The organism is Burkholderia sp. HI2500, from assembly GCF_002223055.1.
Classification (GTDB): domain Bacteria; phylum Pseudomonadota; class Gammaproteobacteria; order Burkholderiales; family Burkholderiaceae; genus Burkholderia.
Genome location: NZ_NKFL01000007.1, coordinates 801,300 through 820,312, shown reverse-complemented (window position 1 = coordinate 820,312; position 19,013 = coordinate 801,300). Strand labels below are relative to the sequence as shown.

Below are 19,013 nucleotides of genomic sequence, written 5' to 3'. Positions count from 1 at the left end.
ATCGAACGTGATCCGTCCACCTCGCTGGATGAATGGCGGGCCGCTATCCTCGGGGGCAAGCCTCTTTAAAAGAAGACGAGCGCCCGGTCACGTCGGTGAATCCAGTGGCGGGCGAAAGGATTTCCATTCCGGGAAGACGTGGCGATGTCGCGGTCCTTGTCGATGGCGAATGGATCAAGACCTTTAGCTGGAATCGGGGCCATGCAAGTTTCAACGCGCCTCGGAATCTATCCGCGGTCGATCCAACGATGGCGGCGGCTATGCAACTGGCCGTGGCGCTTTCTGCCGTCATCCGGGGCGATGAAGGCGAGGTCTACCCACTTGCTGGCTGAATTCCGCCGGCCGCTGCCCTGCGACGGGCGACTTCCGACCCTTCTCAGCCGTTCAGCGCCCGGTCGTTGATTTGTCTCTTGCTGCATATAAAGCTGTCATTTTCACAACGCTTCGCGAGTCGGCTATCATGCACCGATGCATGTCACAGTCCTACGCGCCAGACCAGCGGGCCGACGGTGTTTGTTCGGTGGGGCCGCGTTTTCGAAGCTTGCTCAACGTTTCCGCTATTCCGTAGAGTTCGCTTGTTCAACGAAAGACTACGTCGGGCGCGTGTGGCTGCGTCGGGCTCTTGCCGCGTCAGCCGTGATCCGACCTTTCAGCGTCCGCAGGCTTTAACGGCCATCTGAGCAAAGATGTAGTTGTTGACTCCCTGAACGCTTGACAATCGGCGCTATGTCGCCGATCGCTTCACGTATTCAATGCGCCTGCGCTCAAGGTTGTCGAACTTCGTGTTGTGCCGACGTAAGAAAGCGGCGCGTTCGTCACACGGAACCTTCAAGAGGTGGTTCAGAGGACCGAGCTTTGCGCAGTCATGGTCTGTGAGTAAAGTCGACTTGCGAAGGTTACCGTTTGGCTCAAAAGTGATGAGATATCGATCAAAAAGCGCGTCTACGTTGGCGGACAGCAGTAGACCATTTTTGGCATTGACCTTTTCGTCATCGTCAGCATCTCGCCACGGCACGATATGCGAGGCGCGTAACGCGGGGGGCAGCGTGAGCTGCGTCACCGCGCAGGCGTTACGAAACTCCCTCAGCAGGTCTGCTCGATACTTACCTTGTCCGAGTCGTGCATCTATCTCGACTCTTTTGCGAGTGTCGGATTTTTTGGGGTCGGTCAGAATCGCACGCAGATCGCTTTGGAGATCGTCATCTGTACCATCGACCTGCGGGAGTAGGTCATGGTCAATCAATCGTGCCCAGTTCTGCATAAGCTTTAGCGCCGTGCCGATGTCTCGCACGAGAAGGTAAGACTTGTTTTCTCCCCGATCGACCCTCAGAGCGAGCATCGCCGGATCGACGCCGTGCTCTGTTGCAAACGCATTGATATCAAAGTCCTTTGGGGCATGAGCAACGGAAATACGGGATGCGTCGGGGAAACGATAGAGAATCGCGGTCGGTTGCCGAGCCCCCCACAGATTCGACCTCATCTGTCCGACGTAGATGCCGCGGTAAGTGACGCATATGGTCCTCGATTTCGACTCGACCGGGCTCCTTGGCGTCGACGCAATCCAGAAGCCGTTAGCCTCGAGCGCTTCGAAGACGCGTCGGGCGAAGTCGTTCGGTGCGGCACCTGTGTAGATTGTCAGATCTGGCATGGGTATATATGGCTGGGTATAAATGTCGGTGAATGTCCGCCAGTAGCGACTGATTGTAGGGGATTGGCCCTGCGTGAACGCCAAGGAGTGGAACGTGGCTACCAGTGCCAATCGAGCGAGCACTACGATGCTTGTGAACTAGGCCAAGTCCAACTGGCAGTTGGACTTGGCCACTACGAGCAGTCGCACTGAGCATCGTGTGTCGTCGCCAACAAAGATAGATGAACGACCGTTGTACGGCGTGGTTCGGCCGCTCAATTGCCTTCGTTCGGACTGTTCTCAATGGCCGATCATGGCCGACAAGCGCCCGCTCGTCGTGCCGCTACACACCAAAGAGCGCCAGCCCAGCCAGTACGACGCCGATCGCGGCAGCCCCCATCGACAGGTGTTGCATCCATTTCCGCCGCGTGAGAATCGTGATCGCAGCAAGCGCGATCGAGATCTGGATGATGGTAGTGGCCTGCGCCCAACGATGATGTCGGTGTAGCCGCTCCTCGCTTGCAGCATTGCTCTTCACGACTTCTTGCTCGATCGCTTCGGCGCGCTTGCGGATCGGCTCCTTCTCTTCGCGATACCGCGCCGCGTCTGCTTCGAAACGCTTTCTTTGCGGCGATGCTTCCTGGCTCAATGCCGCACCGAGCTCGGCTAGATTCTGCTTTTCGCCCTTTGCCTGGTAATAGGCCCACAGGTTAGCCGCCTCGGTTTTCTGGATCGCGGCCTCGTTCTTGTGCAGCAACGCGAAATTCTCTTCCGCACCGCTCTGGTATGCGGAAATCGCGCCGACGCAGGCGAGGACAGCAGTCATCACGGCGATGCGCGCCGCTCCGTGGCTTTCTTCATGCGCCGCAGGGTGCTCTACTGCATGATCGTGCGGGCCGTGAACTTCGAAATCTTCTGGCATGACAAGAACGTTCGCATGAGTTGAAGGGCTTGTACGCTGTTCCCACGCACGTGAGGAGCGTGCAGCAAAAGGGGTAGCGCTATCGCTCGGTCGCAGTTCAGTTGGGGCAGTCCGTTCGTGCGAAAGTGTGAACGAACGGACAATGGTCTGCGGACCTCATGCGGTTTGAACGCCGACTCCGGCCAAAAGGGCTACGGTTCGACATTGTGCATGAATTGCCACTTCCCCAGGATGAGTCGACAGCAGTCGACCCGCAGCGGACAATTCCACCGCCCAACTTCGGTCACTCCGACACCAAGAAATTTTGCTGCATCCGGAGAGGCAAGCCATTTGACTGTTGATCTACCTAAAGACTCAACTCGAGTGCTTCATCATTTTTGGCGGCGAGGAAAAGGAAGTCACGGACTGCTTCCAACTGCGAGATAAGGGTCGCTCGACGCGTCTCCAGAACATAGACGTCCCCTTGTGGGGTCCATCTGTAGACGAAGCTAATAGTCTCGTCTTCCCGCTCCACAAGTTCGCAAATTTGATGTGCCAGCTCACATGCGATTTGGCCAAGTATCGCGGGCTCCGCCACTTCCTCTTCGAACTGATCGAACATTGTCCCGAGCAAGGTGTTTGCCCTTTGCCAGAATTTTGAAACGAACAACCATTCGGAAGCGACCCCGTCCAGGACAAAAACAGGCTCCTCAATACAACCAGCGACAAAGAAGCGGGAACTCCTGGCATTCATAGCAACGTTCGAGTGGACTATCGACGTCCAATTGTCGGTGATCTGGGCTGCAGCGTCGAGCGACTGCTCGTGGCCGGGAGCCGCCGTCGGCGTTCCGAGGCGAGTCGGTTACGTCGACTTGGTCGAAAGCCAGAAAAGCATGGTGCCAGCCATGCGCCCTGCGCGAACATGCGACCTGTGCGGTATGACTCCAGGCGCCGACATCACAGGGTGTTGTCGACAATGCGTAGGGCAGTCGCAGTCACTCAGTCGCACCGAGTCGCAAAACAGTGGCGCCGATCGCAAATACTCTGGCGCCCTACGGCGGGGCAGGCGTAGGCGCCAGTCGGTACTCGGATTCCTTCTGTTCCTTCCTGGTCGTGACGTGCGCGGCGGTGCGTGGCCGGCATGCGCTCCCACATCGTGCCGACCGGCCGCAGTCGTGATCAGTCATCCTACGACAATTGAAAACGAAGCGAAAGTTTGATTTCCGGTTCCGATGGAAGTGGCCGGTCGGTCGCCCGGCTTGAACGCGAACCCCTTCCCAGAAAACGTTTCGCACAAATTCATCGAAACAGAGAAAACGATTCCCAGAAACATACCCCAAACCGGCCACAGCAGCCACTCTACGGGTATGCACCAAGTGAGTTAAACGATTAACCGACGTACATTCGCGTCAACACGTCATACGACGTATGACTCTGCGGTCAGCGAGCACGGCGCCGAAGAATGCGCGTGCCGGCGGATCGCCGCGCAATAACGAGCACAACCATCAAGGAGACTGAGATGAAGCACCGATTCAACCGCTCCCGTATCGCCCTGGCCGTCGCGCTGATGGCCGGTTTCGCGATGTCCGCCCAGGCGCGCGTGTTCCGCTCGGCGGACGTGCACGGCGACAACTTCCCGACCAACATGGCCGTGAAGTTCATGGGCGACGAGCTGTCGAAGCAGACGGGCGGCAAGGATTCGATCAAGGTGTTCGGCAACAGCGCGCTCGGCTCGGAGAAGGACACGGTCGACCAGGTGCGGATCGGCGCGATCGACATGGCGCGCGTGAACGGCGCGTCGTTCAACGAGATCGTGCCGGAATCGCTGATCCCGTCGTTCCCGTTCCTGTTCCGCGACGTCGATCATTTCCGCAAGGCGATGTACGGCCCGGCCGGCCAGAAGATCCTCGACGCGTTCACCGCGAAGGGGATGATCGCGCTGACGTTCTACGAGAGCGGCGCGCGCTCGATCTACGCGAAGCGCCCGGTGCGCTCGCCGGCCGACATGAAAGGGCTGAAGGTGCGCGTGCAACCGTCGGACCTGATGGTCGACGAAATCAAGGCGATGGGCGGCACGCCGACGCCGATGCCGTTCGCCGAGGTGTACACGGGCCTGAAGACGGGTCTCGTCGACGCAGCCGAAAACAACCTGCCGTCGTACGAGGAAACCAAGCACTACGAAGTGGCGCCCGACTACTCGGAGACGCAGCACGCGATGACGCCGGAAGTGCTGGTGTTCTCGAAGAAGGTCTGGGACACGCTGTCGCCGCAGGAGCAGGCGGCGATCAGGAAGGCGGCGGCCGATTCGGTGCCGTACTATCAGAAGCTTTGGACCGCGCGTGAAGCGTCCGCGCAGCAGCTGGTGACGAAGGGTGGCGCGAAGATCCTGCCGGCCGCGCAGATCGACCGCGCGGCGTTCGTGAAGGCGATGCAGCCGCTGTGGACGAAGTATGAGAAGACGCCGCAGATGAAGCAGATCGTCGACGAAATCGAGGCCACCAAGTGACACGTCACACCTCCCTGAACGGCGCGTCGGCTGGGGGTTCGCCCGGCGGCGGCGCGCCGGACGGCACGGCGTCGCCACGCCCGCATGCCGCGCCGCTGTTGCGCTGCGTGAACGACGTGCTGTTCCGCGTGCTGGCCGTGATTGCGTCGGCGTGCCTCGCGGTGCTGACGGTGCTGGTGTTCTATGCGGTCGTGATGCGCTACGTGTTCGAGAACGCGCCGGATTTCGTGGAGCCGATCGCGCTGCTGCTCGTGATCGTGATCGCGATGTTCGGGGCGGCGATGAAGGTGCGCGACGGCGGCCATATCGGCCTCGATTCGCTGGTGCGCCGGCTGTCGCCGAAGGTGCGCACGGTCGTCATCGCGATCCAGCACCTGAGCCTGATCGCGTTCGCGATCATGATCATGATCGGCTGCGGCAGCATGGCCGCCGAGACGATGGGCGACCGCATCCCGATCATCGGGCTGCCCGAAGGCGTGCGCTACCTGATCGCGATGCCCGCGGCGATCGCCATCATCCTCTTCTCGCTCGAGCACCTGCTCGCGCTTCGTCGTTCTTCGCCGGGACAATAACGCCATGGAACTCGCGATCCTGTCCGTCAGTTTTCTGATTTTCCTCGTGCTGGGCGTGCCCGTGTCGTTCGCGCTTGGCATCGCCTGCGTGCTGACCTATCTGGTCGAAGGCTTGCCGATCGCGACCGCGATGCAGGCGATGATCTCGGGAATGAATGCGTTCTCGTTTCTCGCGGTGCCGTTCTTCATCTTCTCCGGCGAACTGATGCTGCATGGCGGCATCGCGGACCGGATCCTGCGCTTCGCGCAGGCGACCGTCGGCCACTTCCGCGGCGGCCTCGGGATGGCGAACGTCGTCGCCTGTACGCTGTTCGGCGGCGTGTCGGGCTCGCCGACCGCCGATACGTCGGCGATGGGCGGCGTGGTGATTCCGCTGATGAAGCGCGAAGGCTACAGCGCCGCGTACGCGGTCAACGTGACGACGCATGCGTCGCTCGCCGGCGCGCTGATGCCGACGTCGACCAACATGATCATCTATGCGTTCGCCGCGCAGGGCATCACCGGGATGCTGCACGGCCAGCCGGTGAGCGGCGTGTCGATCGGCGACCTGCTGTTCTCGGGGCTGCTGCCGGTGTTGTGGGTGATGGGCTTCGTGCTGGCCGCCGCGTACTGGCAGGCCGTGCGTCACGGCTATCCGCGCCGTGAAGACGGTTCGTCCGCGCTGCCCGCGTTCCCCGGCTGGTATGCGGTGCTGCGCAGCTTCGTCGGCGCGGTGCCCGGGCTGATGGTGATCGCGATCATCCTCGTGTGCGTCGCGAAGGGAATTGCGACCGCGACCGAAGCGGCCGCGATCGCCGTCGTGTACTCGCTCGTGCTGACCGCGGTGGTCTACCGGACGCTGACGGCCGAGAAGCTGCGCCGTGCGCTGTCGCATGCGGCACGCACGACGGGCGTCGTGCTGCTGCTGATCGCGGTGTCCAACATGCTGCGCTTCCAGATGTCGTACCTGGAGATTCCGGATGCGATCGAAGGGCTGCTGAAGCAGTCGACCGCCGCGCCGTGGCTGATGCTGCTGTACATCAACATCATCCAGGTGTTCCTCGGCACGTTCGTCGACATGGCCGCGCACATCCTGATCACGACGCCGCTGTTCCTGCCGATCGCGATGGCGTGCGGCGTCGGGCCGGTGCAGTTCGGGATCATGCTGCTGCTGAACTGCTCGCTCGGTCTCGTGCATCCGCCGATCGGCTCGGTGCAGTTCGTCGGCTGCGCGATCGGCAACGTGTCGATCGGCGAGACCACGAAGATGGCGTGGCCGTACTACCTCGCGATCTTCAGTGCGATCAACATCGTCACCTACCTGCCGTTCTTCTCGACCTGGCTGCCGAGCCTGATCAGCGGGCACGCGGTGTTCTGATTTTCGAATCGCGTGCTTCGCCCGACGCGGTGCCGGACGACCGAGGTTGTCCGGCGCCGTGGTCGTTTCTGCGGTGGCCTTTCAAGGCACCGGAGCGCACATCAACGCTCAATCCTGCCGCGCCTCCGGCTCGCCGTTACCGCCCGCCGACCGGTCGTCACGCCAGTCCGCCAACTCGCGCCACAGCGCCGGGCGCGCATGATCGCGCGGCGGCAGCTGGATGACGTACGCCACGCCTCGCACGTTGACCACGACCCCCGAGTCGGGCAGCGTGGCCGGAATGCCGGACAAAGGCGGTTCGTCATCCGGTTCGGAAACGGTACCCGGGCCGGGCGGGTGTCGAAGGACCATGCGAATTCTCCGTGGCGCCGCTTGTCGGCGCATCAATAGCGGACACGCCCGATCAGACCCAGCGGGTCGACGGCGTGCTGGATGGCGGCGGCGACCTGCCGTTGGGCGGCCGGCACATGCTTGCGGTAGTACGCGACGTTGACCGGCCCGACGCCGTGCTCGGCGCTGAAGCAGCCGCCCGCCCGCACGACGCGGTCGTACAGCGCGCCACGCAGCGCCACCTGCTGCAGCGGCCCGTAGCGGTCCGCACAGGCGTGCGGGATCGACACGACGAGATGGCAGCCGCCGTCGCCGAAATGCCCGAACGTGTGACAGCGCAGCGACGGATGCGCGGCCGCGATCCACTGCTCGGCGTCGGCGACGAACGCGGCCAGCGCCCCGCGCGGAAACGACACGTCGAACGACAGCGGGATGCCGTCCTGCGCCACCGCGGCCGGCAGTGCGTCGCGGATTCGCCAGAACCGTTCGGCCGGCGCGCAGGCCGCATCGAGCACCACGTGTCCGCCCGCCAGCGTATCGAGCGTCGCAATCGTGCGCTCCTCGAGCAGTGCATCGAGCCCCGGCATCCCGGTCGCGATCTCGACGAGCGCATAGCACGCGGCGGCGTCGGCTTCGAAAGGAATACGCGACGCCGGATACGCGTTCGCGACACAGCCGACGGCGGCAGCCGACATGAATTCGAATGCCGACAGCATCTCGCCGAACGCGCGCTCGAACGCGAGCAGGCCGGCGAGCGCCGCGTCGTACGACGCGAACGCGACGAACGCGGCGCACGACGATCGTTCTACAGGCGCGAGCGCGAACGACACGGCCGTCACGAGCCCGTTGGCGCCGTTCGCGCCGATGAAGCACTGCGTGACGTCGAAGTCCGAGTTGCGCTTGCGCAGCGGCGCGAGCGCGTCGATCACGGTGCCCGCCGCGTCGGCGAGCACGACTTCGACGCCGAGCACGTTGCGGCGCACGTCGCCGTACTTGATCAGGCGGCTGCCGCCCGCGTTCGCGCCGACGAGGCCACCGGCCGTGGGATCGCTGCCGAGGTCGATCGGCAGGCAGAGGCCGGCTTCGGCCGCCACGCGGTTGATGTCCGACAGCGGCACGCCGGCCTCGACCGTGATGCTGCGATTCGCCGCGTCGAACGCGCGCACCGCGCGCATCCGGTCGAACGACACCACGCATTGCGTGCCGCTGCGATCGGGCACGGCGGCGCCGACGAGCCCGGTGCGCGCACCCTGCGCGACCAGCGCGATGCGGTGCGCGACGGCGACTCGGGCGAGCGCGCTCGTGTCGGCGGTCGAGCCCGGCCGTGCGACGCCGAGCGCGATGCCGCCGTGGAGCGTCACATCCGTTACATACGAAGCGCACTCGTCGGAAGATGCCCCGTCGAGCCAGCCGTCACCGAGCGTCGCGGCGAGCGCGTGCCGCTGCGCGGCGCGGTCGGGCAGCGCGCTCATCGTCAGCCGGCCCGCACGAGCTGCTTGCGCAGGCGGCCGCGCACGACGACTAGCGCGATCAGCGGCACGACGCCGCCCCACAGCGGGCTGTGGCGCATCGCGATCGACACCGCGAGCGCGACGACGGTGACCGCGAGCAGCACGATCGACAGCGAACGTGCGCGCGCGTGGTCGACGAACGTGCCGTCGACGAAGCCGCCGTCCGACCACGCGGTATGCACGATGCCGACGACCAGCACGCAGACGAGCATCGCCGCCGGCCCGAGTTCTTCGCCCCACAAACGGCTACCTGTCGGCGACACGAGCGCGAGCACCGCGCCGATCACGAGGAACAGGTCGACGCCGATCGCGATGCTGTTGCGGTCCGCGCGGCGGATCAGCCACGCGCCGTGCACGAGCGCGAGCACGCCGCCGATCAGGAACGCGTGCGTCCAGCGCACGTCCGGTTGCTCGGGGCCGAGCCGGCCGTAGAACAGGAACACGATCGCCGGCAGGAAGTTGCTCGCGTGCAGCAGGTAGTCGGTGATGGGATTGCTCGATTTCATCGGGGGATTCTCCTTCGTCGAAACAGCGAAACAGCGAAACAGCGGGCGACGCGTCAAGCGTCGTGCCAGCGGAACAGCCGCGCGGCGGCGAACAGGAACAGCGCCGTGCTCGCGGTCATGCCGAGCAGTTGCGGCGCGAGCTGCGCATACGGGGCGCCGTCGACCAGCGCGCCGCGCAGCGCGACCGCGAACTGGTTGGTCGGCAGGAACGCGAGCACCGCCTTCAGCCAGGCCGGCGCGTCGTGCATCGGGATCGTCAGGTCGCTGAAGAACAGCAGCGGGTAGTAGGTGACGTTGCACGCGAGTTCGGCGGCGGCGAGCGACCTGGCGCGGCTCGCGAGCAGCACGCCGATGCTGAGCACCATCGCCGCGCCGAGCAGCACGATCGGCAATGCACGCAGCCCGTCGGGCGTGGCGATCGGCAGCGCGATGCCGAACGCGACGCGCGCGACGGTCAACAGCACGAGCGCCGACAGCGCCATCATGATCATCCGCGCGACGATCAGCGCGGCGAGGAACACGCCGCGCGAGACCGGGAAGCACACGTACAGCTTGAACGTATTGCGCTCGCGCAGCGACGCGATCGCGGTCGTCGTCGAGTTGAGGCCGATCGCCATGAACGCCATCACGAGAATGCCGGTCGCGAAGAACGCGCCATAGTCGAACGGGCGGCGCGCGGGCGCCGCGTTCTCGAAGCGCGCCTGCGCGGCGGGCAGCCCGAGCCGCTGCGCGGCGCAGCGCGCGAGCGCGATCTCGACGACGCGCGACGCGGCCTTGACCGCGAGCGAGCCGTTGAAGTCGTAGCGGATCGTCGCCGGCGTGCGCTCGTCGTGGCCGAGCACGACGGTCACGCGATCGGCTGCCGCGCCGCGGCCGTTGAAGGTCGCCTTCACCGTGTCGCTGTGCGTGAGGCTGTCGACGATCTGCGCTTCGCAGGCGCGGCTGTACGGGGTCGCGCCGCCGGGGACGGCGAACGCGATGTCCGCTGTGCCGAGCGAACCCGATCCGCCGAACGCGAACAGCATCACGCTCAGCAGGAACACCGGGAACACGAGCGTCCAGAACAGCGACGAGCGGCTGCGCAGATAGCCGAGCAGCTCGTTGCGCACGAGAATCAGGAACACCTTAGTCATGGGTGGGGCCCTCGGTACAGAGGCGCAGCAGGTCGCCCGGCGTGCTCGGTGCGAGCGCGAGGTGCTGGATGCCCTGTTCGCCGACGATGCGGTGCACGTTCGGATGCAGCGTCGCGTCGCCGAATACCTCGACGACATGTGTGGCCGACACGCGCACGCCGGTCACGCCCGGCAGCGCCGCGAGCCGGTTGCGCAGCGCGCGCGCATCGGCTTCGTCGCGGCAATGCAGGACCGCGCGCGCCTCGCCGACGAGCTCGGCGCGCAGCGTGTCCTTGTCGCCCTGGTAGCGCACGCCGCCGTCGCGCACCCACACGAGATCGTCGACGACGGCCAGCTCTTCCTCGGCGTGGCAGATCATCGCGACGCTCGTGCCGCGCGCGCGGTGGCGCAGCAGGTCGATCACGACGCCCGCGTAACGACGGTCGAGGCCGGTGAACGGCTCGTCGAGCACGGCGAGTTCCGGCCGGTGCGCGAGCGCCACGTAGAGATCGATGCGCTGGCGCTGCCCCTTCGACAGCGCGCGGCACGGCTTGTCGAGCAGTTCGGCGATGCCGAGTGCATCCGTGACCGCGGCGTCCACACGCACATACATCGCGCGGTGCAGCGCGACGATCTCCGACACGCGGAGATGGTCGGGATACTCGACCTTCTGCAGTTGCGCGCCGATGCGCCGCAACGACGGCGTATCGCGCATGAAGCGCGCGGCCGGCACGTCGAGCACGCGCACGTCGGTGCCGCCGCGCCGGAAGCCGAGCAGCGTTTCGAGCAGCGTGGTCTTGCCGGAGCCGTTCGGCCCGACGATCGCGGTGATTGCGCCGAGCCGGAAACGCACGTGCCGCGCGGAAAAACGGAAATCGCCGGCCGCGACCTCGATCGCGCGCGCGCCGAGCGCCGCACCGGGCGAGTGCGCATCGGGCAGCGGTTGCGTGCCGGCACGCAGCGGCCGGTCGAACGCGGTGTGCGGGCCGAACAGCGCGCGCACGGAGGCGAGGAACGAATCGCTCATCGTCGGCTTCCTGTCAGTCGAACAGCATGACCTGCGTGTCGCGCGCGCCCCGGTACGGGTTGCGGCCGTGCGCGACCAGCATGTTGTCGACGACGAGCACGTCGCCGGCCTGCCACGGGAACGCGCGCTCCTCGTCGTCGAACGCGTCGTAGATCGCGACGAGATCGTCGAACGGCATCGGCGACCCGTCGCCATAGCGGATCTCGTACGGGAACGCTGCGCGCCCGCCGTACATGCGTTGCAGGTAGCGGTAGCTGAGCTCGCCCATCGAGCGCGGGTTCGGGTGCTGCGCGCTCGCCTGGTTGAACCACACGGTTTCGCCGGTGCGCGGATGCGTGCGCAGCGCGCTGCCGACGTGCGACACCGTCACGCTGCCGTCGTCGAGCCAGCGGCAGCCGACGCCGCGCGCCGCGCACAGCCGCTCGACCTCGTCGCGCTCGGTCGTGCCGAACGCGTCGTCCCACGGCCGGTGGTATTCGGCGAACGGCATGCCCGGATGGGCGGCGAGGCCGTCCGCGCGCGCGCCGGGCGCCGCGAAATTGCGCAGGTACATCACGCCGCGCTCGGCGAACCGTTCGCGCAGCGCGGCCGGCACGCGCGCCGTCACGCGGCGCATGTCGCAGATCGGCGTCTCGCCGCCCGCGTCGGCCGGCTGCCGGCAATAGAACGCGACGAGGCGCGGGAACGCGGGCATGTAGGCCATTTCCTGGTGCAGCCCGATCTTGAACGGCGGCGGCATGCGGGTCGACTCGTACACCTGGCCGTCGATCTGCTTGCGCGGCGCGGCGCCGGCCGTATAGCCGTTCGCGTGCGGCGGATACAGCGCACCGAGCTGGCCGAACGCGGCGGTGTCGGGCACCGCGAAGCCGCGCCACAGCAGCGCGCCGCACGCATCGAGCAGCGTGTCGATCGTGTCGAGCCGCGAGCGGTACCACGCGACGAACATCTCCGGCGAGGTCGCGAGTTCGGCGCTGCGCGGCGTCACGCACAGCGGCAGCGTCGCGCCGGGCGCGACCGCCGCGCAGTGCACGTCGTCGGCGCCGAGCCGCGCGGCGGCGTGCGCGGCGAGGAAGGCGAGGTCGGTCATCACTCAGGCCAGCGCCGGTTTCTTCAGCAGGATCTCGAAGCCGAGCGCGCCGAGCCCGGCGCTCGGGCTGTAGATCGACGCGACTGCCGCGAGACCGGCTTCGGCGACGAGCGCATGCGCTTCGTCGAGCGTGATCTTTTCCTCGACGTGGGTCGGCGGATAGTCGGCGGCGGCGCGCATCTCGGTGAAGCGGTCGAGCAGGTGCTGCGGCGCGTCGCGGCGCATGTCGTGCACGAGCGCGATGCCGCCCGGCTCCAGCACGCGATACATCTCGGTGAGGCTCAATGCCTTGTTCGGCAGGTGGTGCAGCGTCGCGCGGCCGACGGCCATCGTCAGCGTGCCGTCGTCGAACGGGAGTGCCAGCGCATCGCCGACGCGCATCTCGATCGTGTCGTCGAGGTCGAGTTCGTGGATGCGCGGGCGGCCTTCGTCGAGCATCGCCGGATCGAGGTCGATGCCGACGTAGCGCCAGCCGCGCATCGCCGGGTCGGTCGCGAGCCGCACCGGCACGACGCCGGTGGCCGTGCCGATGTCGGCGATCACGCCGGGCGTCATCCCGCGTGCGAGCTGGCGGATGCGGCTGATGAACAGCAGGTCCCACGGTTCGAGCGTTTCGGTGGCGAAGCGATCGTAGTCGTTCGCCGGGCGCAGGTTCTTGAGCAGCATGACGGTCCTTGTGCGGAGTGCGGAGGGATGAGGGTTCACAGCCAGCCGACCGGCACGGCGGCCAGCAGCCGTCGCGCGGTCGCGCTGTTGACGCCGAAAGCCGGGCGGCCACGCCGCTCGACCGCATGCGCGGCCATCGCCGCGATGCGCGCGCCGAGCCCGACGCCGACGCCCCACGACGGCGCGGCGACACCGAGTTCGAGCAGCGTCGCGGCCGTCAGGAAATCGATGTTCGGCCGAAGCGAGCGGCGGGCATCGGCCTGCGCGCAGCACGCGTCGAACAGCGTCACGTAAGCGCCGTCGAAGCCTCGCGCCGCGAACCGCGCGCGCATGTGCGGCGGACGCGGGTCGGCGACGAACAGCGGATGGCCGAAGCCGTACAGCGTGCGTTTCGCGTCGAGCGTGGCGTCGATCGCTGCGCGCCCGGTTGCGTCGAGCGCGGCAGGCGGTGCGCCGGTGCCGCCCGGCACCGACTGCGCGAGCGCGGCGAGCCACTGCATCGCTTCGAGCGCCGCACCGACGTGCGACGGCCCGCTTGCGAGGAAACCGGACGCGATCGCCTGCGTGAGCGTGACACCGGTGCCGATCGCGACCCGCGGTGCGAGCACGGTCGGCGTGATGTAGCCGAAGCCCGCGTGCCATGCGACGAGCAGCATGTCCATCGCGGCTTGCGCCGGCGCATCGGTGCGCGTCGCGCCGGTCAGCACGAGCATGCGTTGCGCCTGGTTCGACGTGCCGGCGAGCGATGCGCCGATCGAGTCGTGGCGTGCGGCAAACGGGCGGCCTTCGATCGCCGCGTGCAGCAGGAACGGCGCGGCGGCCGCGCACAGCAGCATCGTGTCGAGGTCGGCGTCGTCCGGCGCGTCGCCGTGCATGCGGGCCGTCACGTCGTCGAAGCCGCGCAGCAGGCCGGACGCTGCCGCGAACACCGGCGCGACACCCGCCGCGCCGAGATCCGCGGCGACGGATTGCGCGGCACTCCCGGGCGCCAGTGCATCGGCGAACGCCGCGAGCCGCGCGCCGATGGCCGCTTCGTGTGCGCGATGCGCGGCGCTGCCGGGCGCGACGTCGAACCACAGGTGCGCGAGCGCGCCTTCGAACGTCGTTGCGCCAATCAGCGCGTTCAGATCGAGATCGCGCACGCGCAGCGCTTCGGGTTCGAGCGTCGCGCCGTCGATGTCGGTGCCGCGATGGCGGGTCGCGGGGCGGCCGAGCAGGTTGCGCGGCGCGTCGCCGGCCGAGGTGGTCGTGGCGGTCGCAGCGGTCGTACCGGAATCGAATGTCGTATCCATGTCATTCCACCTGCGCGAGTTCGTCGCTGCTGACGCTGATCGCCGCATGCGCCATCGAGGCGATCACGGCCGCGTGCTGGTCGACCACGGGCAGCACGTTCGCGAAGTAGTAGCGCGCGCTTTTCAGCTTGCCGCGATAGAACGCGAGTTCGGCCGGCGTGTCGGCGGTGTCCGGCGCGTCGAGCCGGCGCGCGGCGATCGTCGCCGATTCGAGCAGCACCCACGCCGACGTGACGACGCCGAACATCTCGAGAAAGCGCGTGTAGAACTGGCTGCTGCGGTGCGTGTGACCGTCCTGCACGTCGCGCGCGATGTCGTCGAGCGCGGTGGCGATCCGGTCGGCGCCGGTGCGCAGCGCATCGAACAGCGGGCGCAGCTCCGCATGCGTGCCGGTGTGATGCTGGCGCGCGAGGAACACGTCGAGTTCGTCGCGGTAGTACTGGATCAGCCGCGAATGGTGGCCGAAGCCGAGCTTGTCGCGCACGAGGTCCTGCGCCTGGATGTAGTTCGTGCCTTCCCAGATCGACAGGATCTTCACATCGCGCGCGTTCTGCTCGACGGGGCTCGCATCGGTATAGCCGAGCCCGCCGTGCACCTGGATCGCGGTTTCGCAGATCCGCCACGCCTGGTCGGAGATGAACGCCTTGCAGATCGGCGTCAGCAGCAGTTGCAGCTTGCGGTGGCGCTCGATCTCGGCCGGGTCGGCGTCGGGCGTCGCTTCGAGCATCGCCGCGCGCGTGGCGGTCGCGGCGAGCTTGCCGAGCAGGCCGCGGCAGCCGTCGACACGGCTTTTCATGTCGACCAGCATGCGCTGCACGTCCGCGTGCTCGACGATCGCGACGCGGGCCGCGTGGGTGTTCGACGCGCGCTCGATCGGCCGGCCCTGCAGCCGGCGGCCCGCATACTCGACCGCATGCAGGTACGCGCTCGACGCGACGCCGACGCCGAACATCCCGGTGCTCATCCGCGCCTGGTTCATCAGCGGCATCAGCTGCAGCAGGCCGACGTTGCGCCGGCCGCCGAGCAGCCAGCCCTTGGTCGTGCCGTTCGAACCGAACACGAGATGCGTGTTCGCGCAGCCCTTGAGCCCCATCTTGCGCGGCAGGCCGATGCAGTCGACATGGTTCGACTGCAGCTCGCCCGTTTCCTCGTCCGGCCAGAAGCGCGGCACGACGAGGCACGACAGCGAGAACGAGTCCGGCGACGCGGTGTCGATGCGGCCGAGCACGAAATACAGCGTGTTCTCGGTCAACTCGTGCATGCCGGCCGAGATGTAGACCTTCTCGCCGTCGATCGCGTAGAGGTCGCGTTCGAGCGGTGTCGCGCGCAGCGCGACCGCGGTGAGGTCGGTGCCGGCCTGCGGTTCGGTCGCGCAGAAGCAGGCATCCCAGCGGTACGCCTCGAGCGGCGCGATCAGCGCCTTCTGGAGCGGCGTGCCGTGCATCTGCAGCAGCTTGATCGCGGGGCGCGTGAAGCCGCCGTACGTCATGAACGACGGGTTCGCGCCCATGAACATCTCGTAGATCATCTGCGTGACGATCGGCGGCAGCCCGTGCGCGGTGCCGAACAGCGTGTTCGACCATTCGTCGCGAAACCGTGCCCACAGCGCGTGGAAATGCGACGGAATGCGCACCTGGCCGTCGTCGAGCAGCGTGCAGCCCTCGACGTCCGCCTGCTGGTAGCTGCGCCCGAGGTCGAGCGCGAAATCGCGTGCGCGTTCGAGCAGCGCGTCGATCGATGCGCGGTCATGCGTGCCGTACAGGCCGTGTTCCGCGAGGAACCGCTTGTCGGCTTCGAACAGTTCCCACAGAAAGAAGCGCAGTTCGCGCAGGCTCACCTTGTAGGCGCTCATTACGCGTCTCCTTCGATATCGAGCGCGGCATCGAGGCCGCCGGCGAGGTCGACGACGGCCGCCGCCGCCGCGCCATGCAGTGCCGCGTCCCACACGAGCACCGTGCGGCGTTCGCCTTCGTCGAGCGCGCCGGCGAGCCGGATCAGCGCGGCCGCGGATTCGGCCGACGACAGGTGGCCGGCCGCTTCATGCTGGATGCGGGCGGCGACCGGGATCGACGCGGCGTCGGCCACGCGCGCCGCGAAGCCGGGATCGAAGCCGGGCGGCACGCACCAGTCGATTTCACCGGCGCGCAGCCCGGCCAGGTCGAGTGCGCGGCGGATCGCACGCGCGGCGACCGGTGCGAGCGTGTCGCGCAATGCGCCGGGTGCGTCGGCCCACGGATCGGCGATCGACGGCCCGAATTCCATCGCGACGGACCGCACGCCGCCCCAGTCCGCCGGCTCGGGCGCCGGGCCGGCGCGCGACACGAGCAGCGCGGCGGCCGCGTCGCCGTAGCCGACCAGGTCGCCGAACTGGCGGAAGAACGGGTAGAGCCACTTGTCGCTGAGGATCACGAGCGCCTGGTCGCCTTCGTCGAGGAGCCCGTCGAGCAGCATCAGCGCCGAATACCAGCCGAGCGTGCCGTTCTGGCCGAGCGCGAAGGGCGTCACGCGCTGCAGCCCGAGCTCGTACTGCATGCGGCCGACGACCGAGTCGCCGATCCCTTCGTTGAGCGCGCAACTCGCGACGATCACGTGGGTCGTGCGCGCCAGTTGCCCGGAGCCCAGTTGGTCGCGCAGGTCGAGTGCCGCGTCGGCGGCGAGATCGGCGAGGCTGCGCCCGGGCGGCGCGACACGCAGCGTGGGCCGGCCGCCCGGCGCGAGGCGCGTGCCTTCGTCGGGCGTCAGCGCGCCCATTCCGCGCGGCCGCGCAAAGCGTGCCTGCGGCAGCAGCAGATGCCGGTAGCCGGGATGGCGTTCCTGCGCCTGGATCGCGCTGAACACGACCGACGGCGGCAGCACCACGACGCCGCCCGACAGGGCCAGCGTGCCGGGCTCGGCGATGCGGCGCGCGCCGAGGCAGGTTTCATCGAGCGTCGACAGGGTCATGCGGCGGTCTCCTCGTTCGTGGGCGCGAACGCGTCGCGATACTGGTTTTTCAGCGCGGGGCGGTCGATCTTGCCGTTCGGGTTGCGCGGCAACGCCGGCAGCGGCTCGACGACGAGCGGGCTCATGTAGGTCGGCAACGCGTCGCGGCAGGCGCGTGCGATGTCGGCGCGGCATGCTTCGGCGTCGAGCGTCGACACGACGCACGCGGCGATCGCCTCGCCGAGCGATGCGTGCGGCACGCCGAACACCGCGGCCTCGCGGATGTGGGGCAGCGCGAACAGCACGTCCTCGACCTCGGTCGGGCTCACGCGATAGCCGGACGTCTTGATCATGTCGTCGCCGCGCGCGACGAAATACAGGTAGCCGTCCGCGTCGCGCCGCACGATGTCGCCCGACCACACGGCGACGTCGGCGCGCGGGATCTCGCCGTGCCGGCGCGGCAGCGGGCGAAAGCGCTGCGCGGTCAGCTCGGGCCGGTTCCAGTAGCCGAGCGTGACGAACGCGCCGCGATGCACGAGTTCGCCGGGTTCGTCGGCCGCGCATTCGCTGCCGTCCGCGCGCAGCACGAGGATCTCGGCGTTCGGTACGGCCTTGCCGATCGACGTCGGGCGCAGTGCCGCGTCGGCCGGCGGCAGGTAGGTCGAGCGGAATGCTTCGGTCAGCCCGTACATCAGGTACGGCGCGGCGTTCGTGAACACCGCCTGCAGGCGGTGCAGCAATGGCGTCGCCAGATGGCCGCCGGTGTTCGCGAAGCGGCGGATCCGCGTGCGCGCCGTGTCGCTCCAGCCGGCGGACGCGAGCTGCATCCACAACGGCGGCACGCCGGTGATCGACGTCACGCCGAACGCGTCGCAATGGCGCGGCACTTCGGCCGGCTGCAGGAAGTCGAGCGGCGCATAGCACGCGCCGGCGGCCAGCGCGGTCGTGAGCTGGCTCAGGCCCGCGTCGAAGCTGAGCGGCAGCACGCCGAGCACGACGTCGTCGTCGGCCAGCCCCTGGTACGCGGCGACGCTGAATGCGCCCGACACGAGGTTGCGATGCGACACGACCACGCCTTTCGGCTTGCCGGTCGAGCCGGACGTGTAGAGCAGCGCGGCGGGATCGTCGTCCACCGGCCGGCCGGCGGGAAGCGGAGCAGGTGTGTCGGTGCCGACTGCGTGGATCGCGTCGGCCAGTTCCTCGATCAGCATCGCGCGTTCGCCGACGAGCGCGGCGAGCGCCGGCAGGCGCTTCAACCGCTGCGCGCCGGTCATGAACAGCGCCGCGCCGCTGTCGGTGACGATGTGTTCGATCTGCGCTTCCTTCAACTGCGGATTGACCGGCACGAAGATCGCGCCGAGCGCGTTGGCCGCGAGCATCGCGACCACGGTTTCGATGCGTTTCGGCGCGTAGATGGCGACGCGCTCGCCGGGCTGCACGCCGCGCGACGCGAGCGCGGCGGCCGCGCGGCGGACCGCGCGCGCAAGCTGTTCGTAGGTCATCGCGCCGCCGCCGTCGGCATACGCGGGATGCTGCGGCCAGCGTGCGGCGCCGTGTTCGAGCAGGTCGGCGACGCTGATCAGGGCGTTCATGATCG

The 19,013-nt window shown here is 67.5% G+C and carries 18 protein-coding genes; 4 read left to right on the top strand and 14 right to left on the bottom strand.

Features of this window, described 5'->3' with window-relative positions:
- Nucleotides 1-32 precede the first annotated feature (32 nt).
- Nucleotides 33-332, top strand: coding sequence for a hypothetical protein (locus tag CFB45_RS38805; protein WP_144025270.1), 300 nt, complete (start codon nt 33-35; stop codon nt 330-332).
- Nucleotides 333-724: 392 nt separating this feature from the next.
- On the opposite strand, the gene CFB45_RS35985 is transcribed toward CFB45_RS38805, so the two are convergent.
- The 3 genes from CFB45_RS35985 to CFB45_RS35975 form a co-directional block, all read right to left on the bottom strand.
- On the bottom strand, nt 725-1,648 hold the full coding sequence (locus tag CFB45_RS35985) for an HNH endonuclease (protein WP_089429839.1): 924 nt from the start codon (nt 1,646-1,648) through the stop codon (nt 725-727).
- 322 nt (nt 1,649-1,970) lie between these two features.
- Complete coding sequence (locus CFB45_RS35980; protein WP_089429838.1) at nt 1,971-2,549, bottom strand: DUF4337 domain-containing protein; 579 nt, start codon at nt 2,547-2,549, stop codon at nt 1,971-1,973.
- Between the two features lie 346 nt (nt 2,550-2,895).
- Nucleotides 2,896-3,282: a hypothetical protein gene (locus CFB45_RS35975; RefSeq protein ID WP_089429837.1), complete on the bottom strand. Its 387-nt coding sequence runs from the start codon at nt 3,280-3,282 to the stop codon at nt 2,896-2,898.
- Nucleotides 3,283-4,047: 765 nt separating this feature from the next.
- Here CFB45_RS35975 and CFB45_RS35970 point away from each other — a divergent pair.
- From CFB45_RS35970 to CFB45_RS35960, 3 genes are read left to right on the top strand one after another with little or no spacing between them, the layout of a single operon-like run.
- Nucleotides 4,048-5,034, top strand: a complete 987-nt coding sequence (locus CFB45_RS35970) for a TRAP transporter substrate-binding protein (protein ID WP_089429836.1) — start codon at nt 4,048-4,050, stop codon at nt 5,032-5,034.
- Nucleotides 5,031-5,606, top strand: coding sequence for a TRAP transporter small permease (locus tag CFB45_RS35965; protein ID WP_089429835.1), 576 nt, complete (start codon nt 5,031-5,033; stop codon nt 5,604-5,606). Before CFB45_RS35970 ends, CFB45_RS35965 begins: the two co-directional genes overlap by 4 nt.
- A 4-nt stretch (nt 5,607-5,610) precedes the next feature.
- Entirely contained in the window at nt 5,611-6,963 is a 1,353-nt protein-coding gene (locus CFB45_RS35960; RefSeq protein ID WP_089429834.1) for a TRAP transporter large permease, read from the top strand.
- A 108-nt stretch (nt 6,964-7,071) separates the two neighbouring features.
- On the opposite strand, the gene CFB45_RS35955 is transcribed toward CFB45_RS35960, so the two are convergent.
- Genes CFB45_RS35955 through CFB45_RS35905 form a run of 11 tightly spaced genes read right to left on the bottom strand, consistent with a single transcriptional unit; the run spans nt 7,072 to nt 19,008 of the window.
- Nucleotides 7,072-7,314, bottom strand: coding sequence for a hypothetical protein (locus CFB45_RS35955; RefSeq protein ID WP_089429833.1), 243 nt, complete (start codon nt 7,312-7,314; stop codon nt 7,072-7,074).
- A gap of 32 nt (nt 7,315-7,346) precedes the next feature.
- A complete protein-coding gene (locus CFB45_RS35950; RefSeq protein ID WP_089429832.1) occupies nt 7,347-8,765 on the bottom strand; it encodes an FAD-binding oxidoreductase in 1,419 nt (472 codons plus the stop codon).
- Nucleotides 8,766-8,767: 2 nt separating this feature from the next.
- A complete protein-coding gene (locus CFB45_RS35945) occupies nt 8,768-9,310 on the bottom strand; it encodes a hypothetical protein (RefSeq protein ID WP_059590725.1) in 543 nt (180 codons plus the stop codon).
- Nucleotides 9,311-9,363: 53 nt separating this feature from the next.
- Entirely contained in the window at nt 9,364-10,443 is a 1,080-nt protein-coding gene (locus CFB45_RS35940) for an ABC transporter permease (protein WP_089429831.1), read from the bottom strand.
- Nucleotides 10,436-11,449, bottom strand: coding sequence for an ATP-binding cassette domain-containing protein (locus tag CFB45_RS35935; protein WP_089429830.1), 1,014 nt, complete (start codon nt 11,447-11,449; stop codon nt 10,436-10,438). Before CFB45_RS35935 ends, CFB45_RS35940 begins: the two co-directional genes overlap by 8 nt.
- 13 nt (nt 11,450-11,462) lie before the next feature.
- Nucleotides 11,463-12,536: a TauD/TfdA family dioxygenase gene (locus CFB45_RS35930; RefSeq protein ID WP_089429829.1), complete on the bottom strand. Its 1,074-nt coding sequence runs from the start codon at nt 12,534-12,536 to the stop codon at nt 11,463-11,465.
- 3 nt (nt 12,537-12,539) lie between these two features.
- A complete protein-coding gene (locus CFB45_RS35925) occupies nt 12,540-13,202 on the bottom strand; it encodes a class I SAM-dependent methyltransferase (RefSeq protein ID WP_069249723.1) in 663 nt (220 codons plus the stop codon).
- 35 nt (nt 13,203-13,237) lie between these two features.
- The gene (locus CFB45_RS35920; protein ID WP_089429828.1) at nt 13,238-14,494 is read right to left on the bottom strand and encodes a citrate/2-methylcitrate synthase; all 1,257 of its coding nucleotides are present in this window, start codon (nt 14,492-14,494) and stop codon (nt 13,238-13,240) included.
- A 1-nt stretch (nt 14,495) separates the two neighbouring features.
- On the bottom strand, nt 14,496-16,346 hold the full coding sequence (locus tag CFB45_RS35915) for an acyl-CoA dehydrogenase (protein WP_089429827.1): 1,851 nt from the start codon (nt 16,344-16,346) through the stop codon (nt 14,496-14,498).
- Nucleotides 16,346-17,437: a hypothetical protein gene (locus CFB45_RS35910; protein WP_089429826.1), complete on the bottom strand. Its 1,092-nt coding sequence runs from the start codon at nt 17,435-17,437 to the stop codon at nt 16,346-16,348. The genes CFB45_RS35915 and CFB45_RS35910 overlap by 1 nt, the downstream gene beginning before the upstream one ends.
- Nucleotides 17,434-19,008, bottom strand: coding sequence for an acyl-CoA ligase (AMP-forming), exosortase A system-associated (locus CFB45_RS35905; RefSeq protein WP_089429825.1), 1,575 nt, complete (start codon nt 19,006-19,008; stop codon nt 17,434-17,436). The genes CFB45_RS35910 and CFB45_RS35905 overlap by 4 nt, the downstream gene beginning before the upstream one ends.
- Between the last annotated feature and the right edge of the window lie 5 nt (nt 19,009-19,013).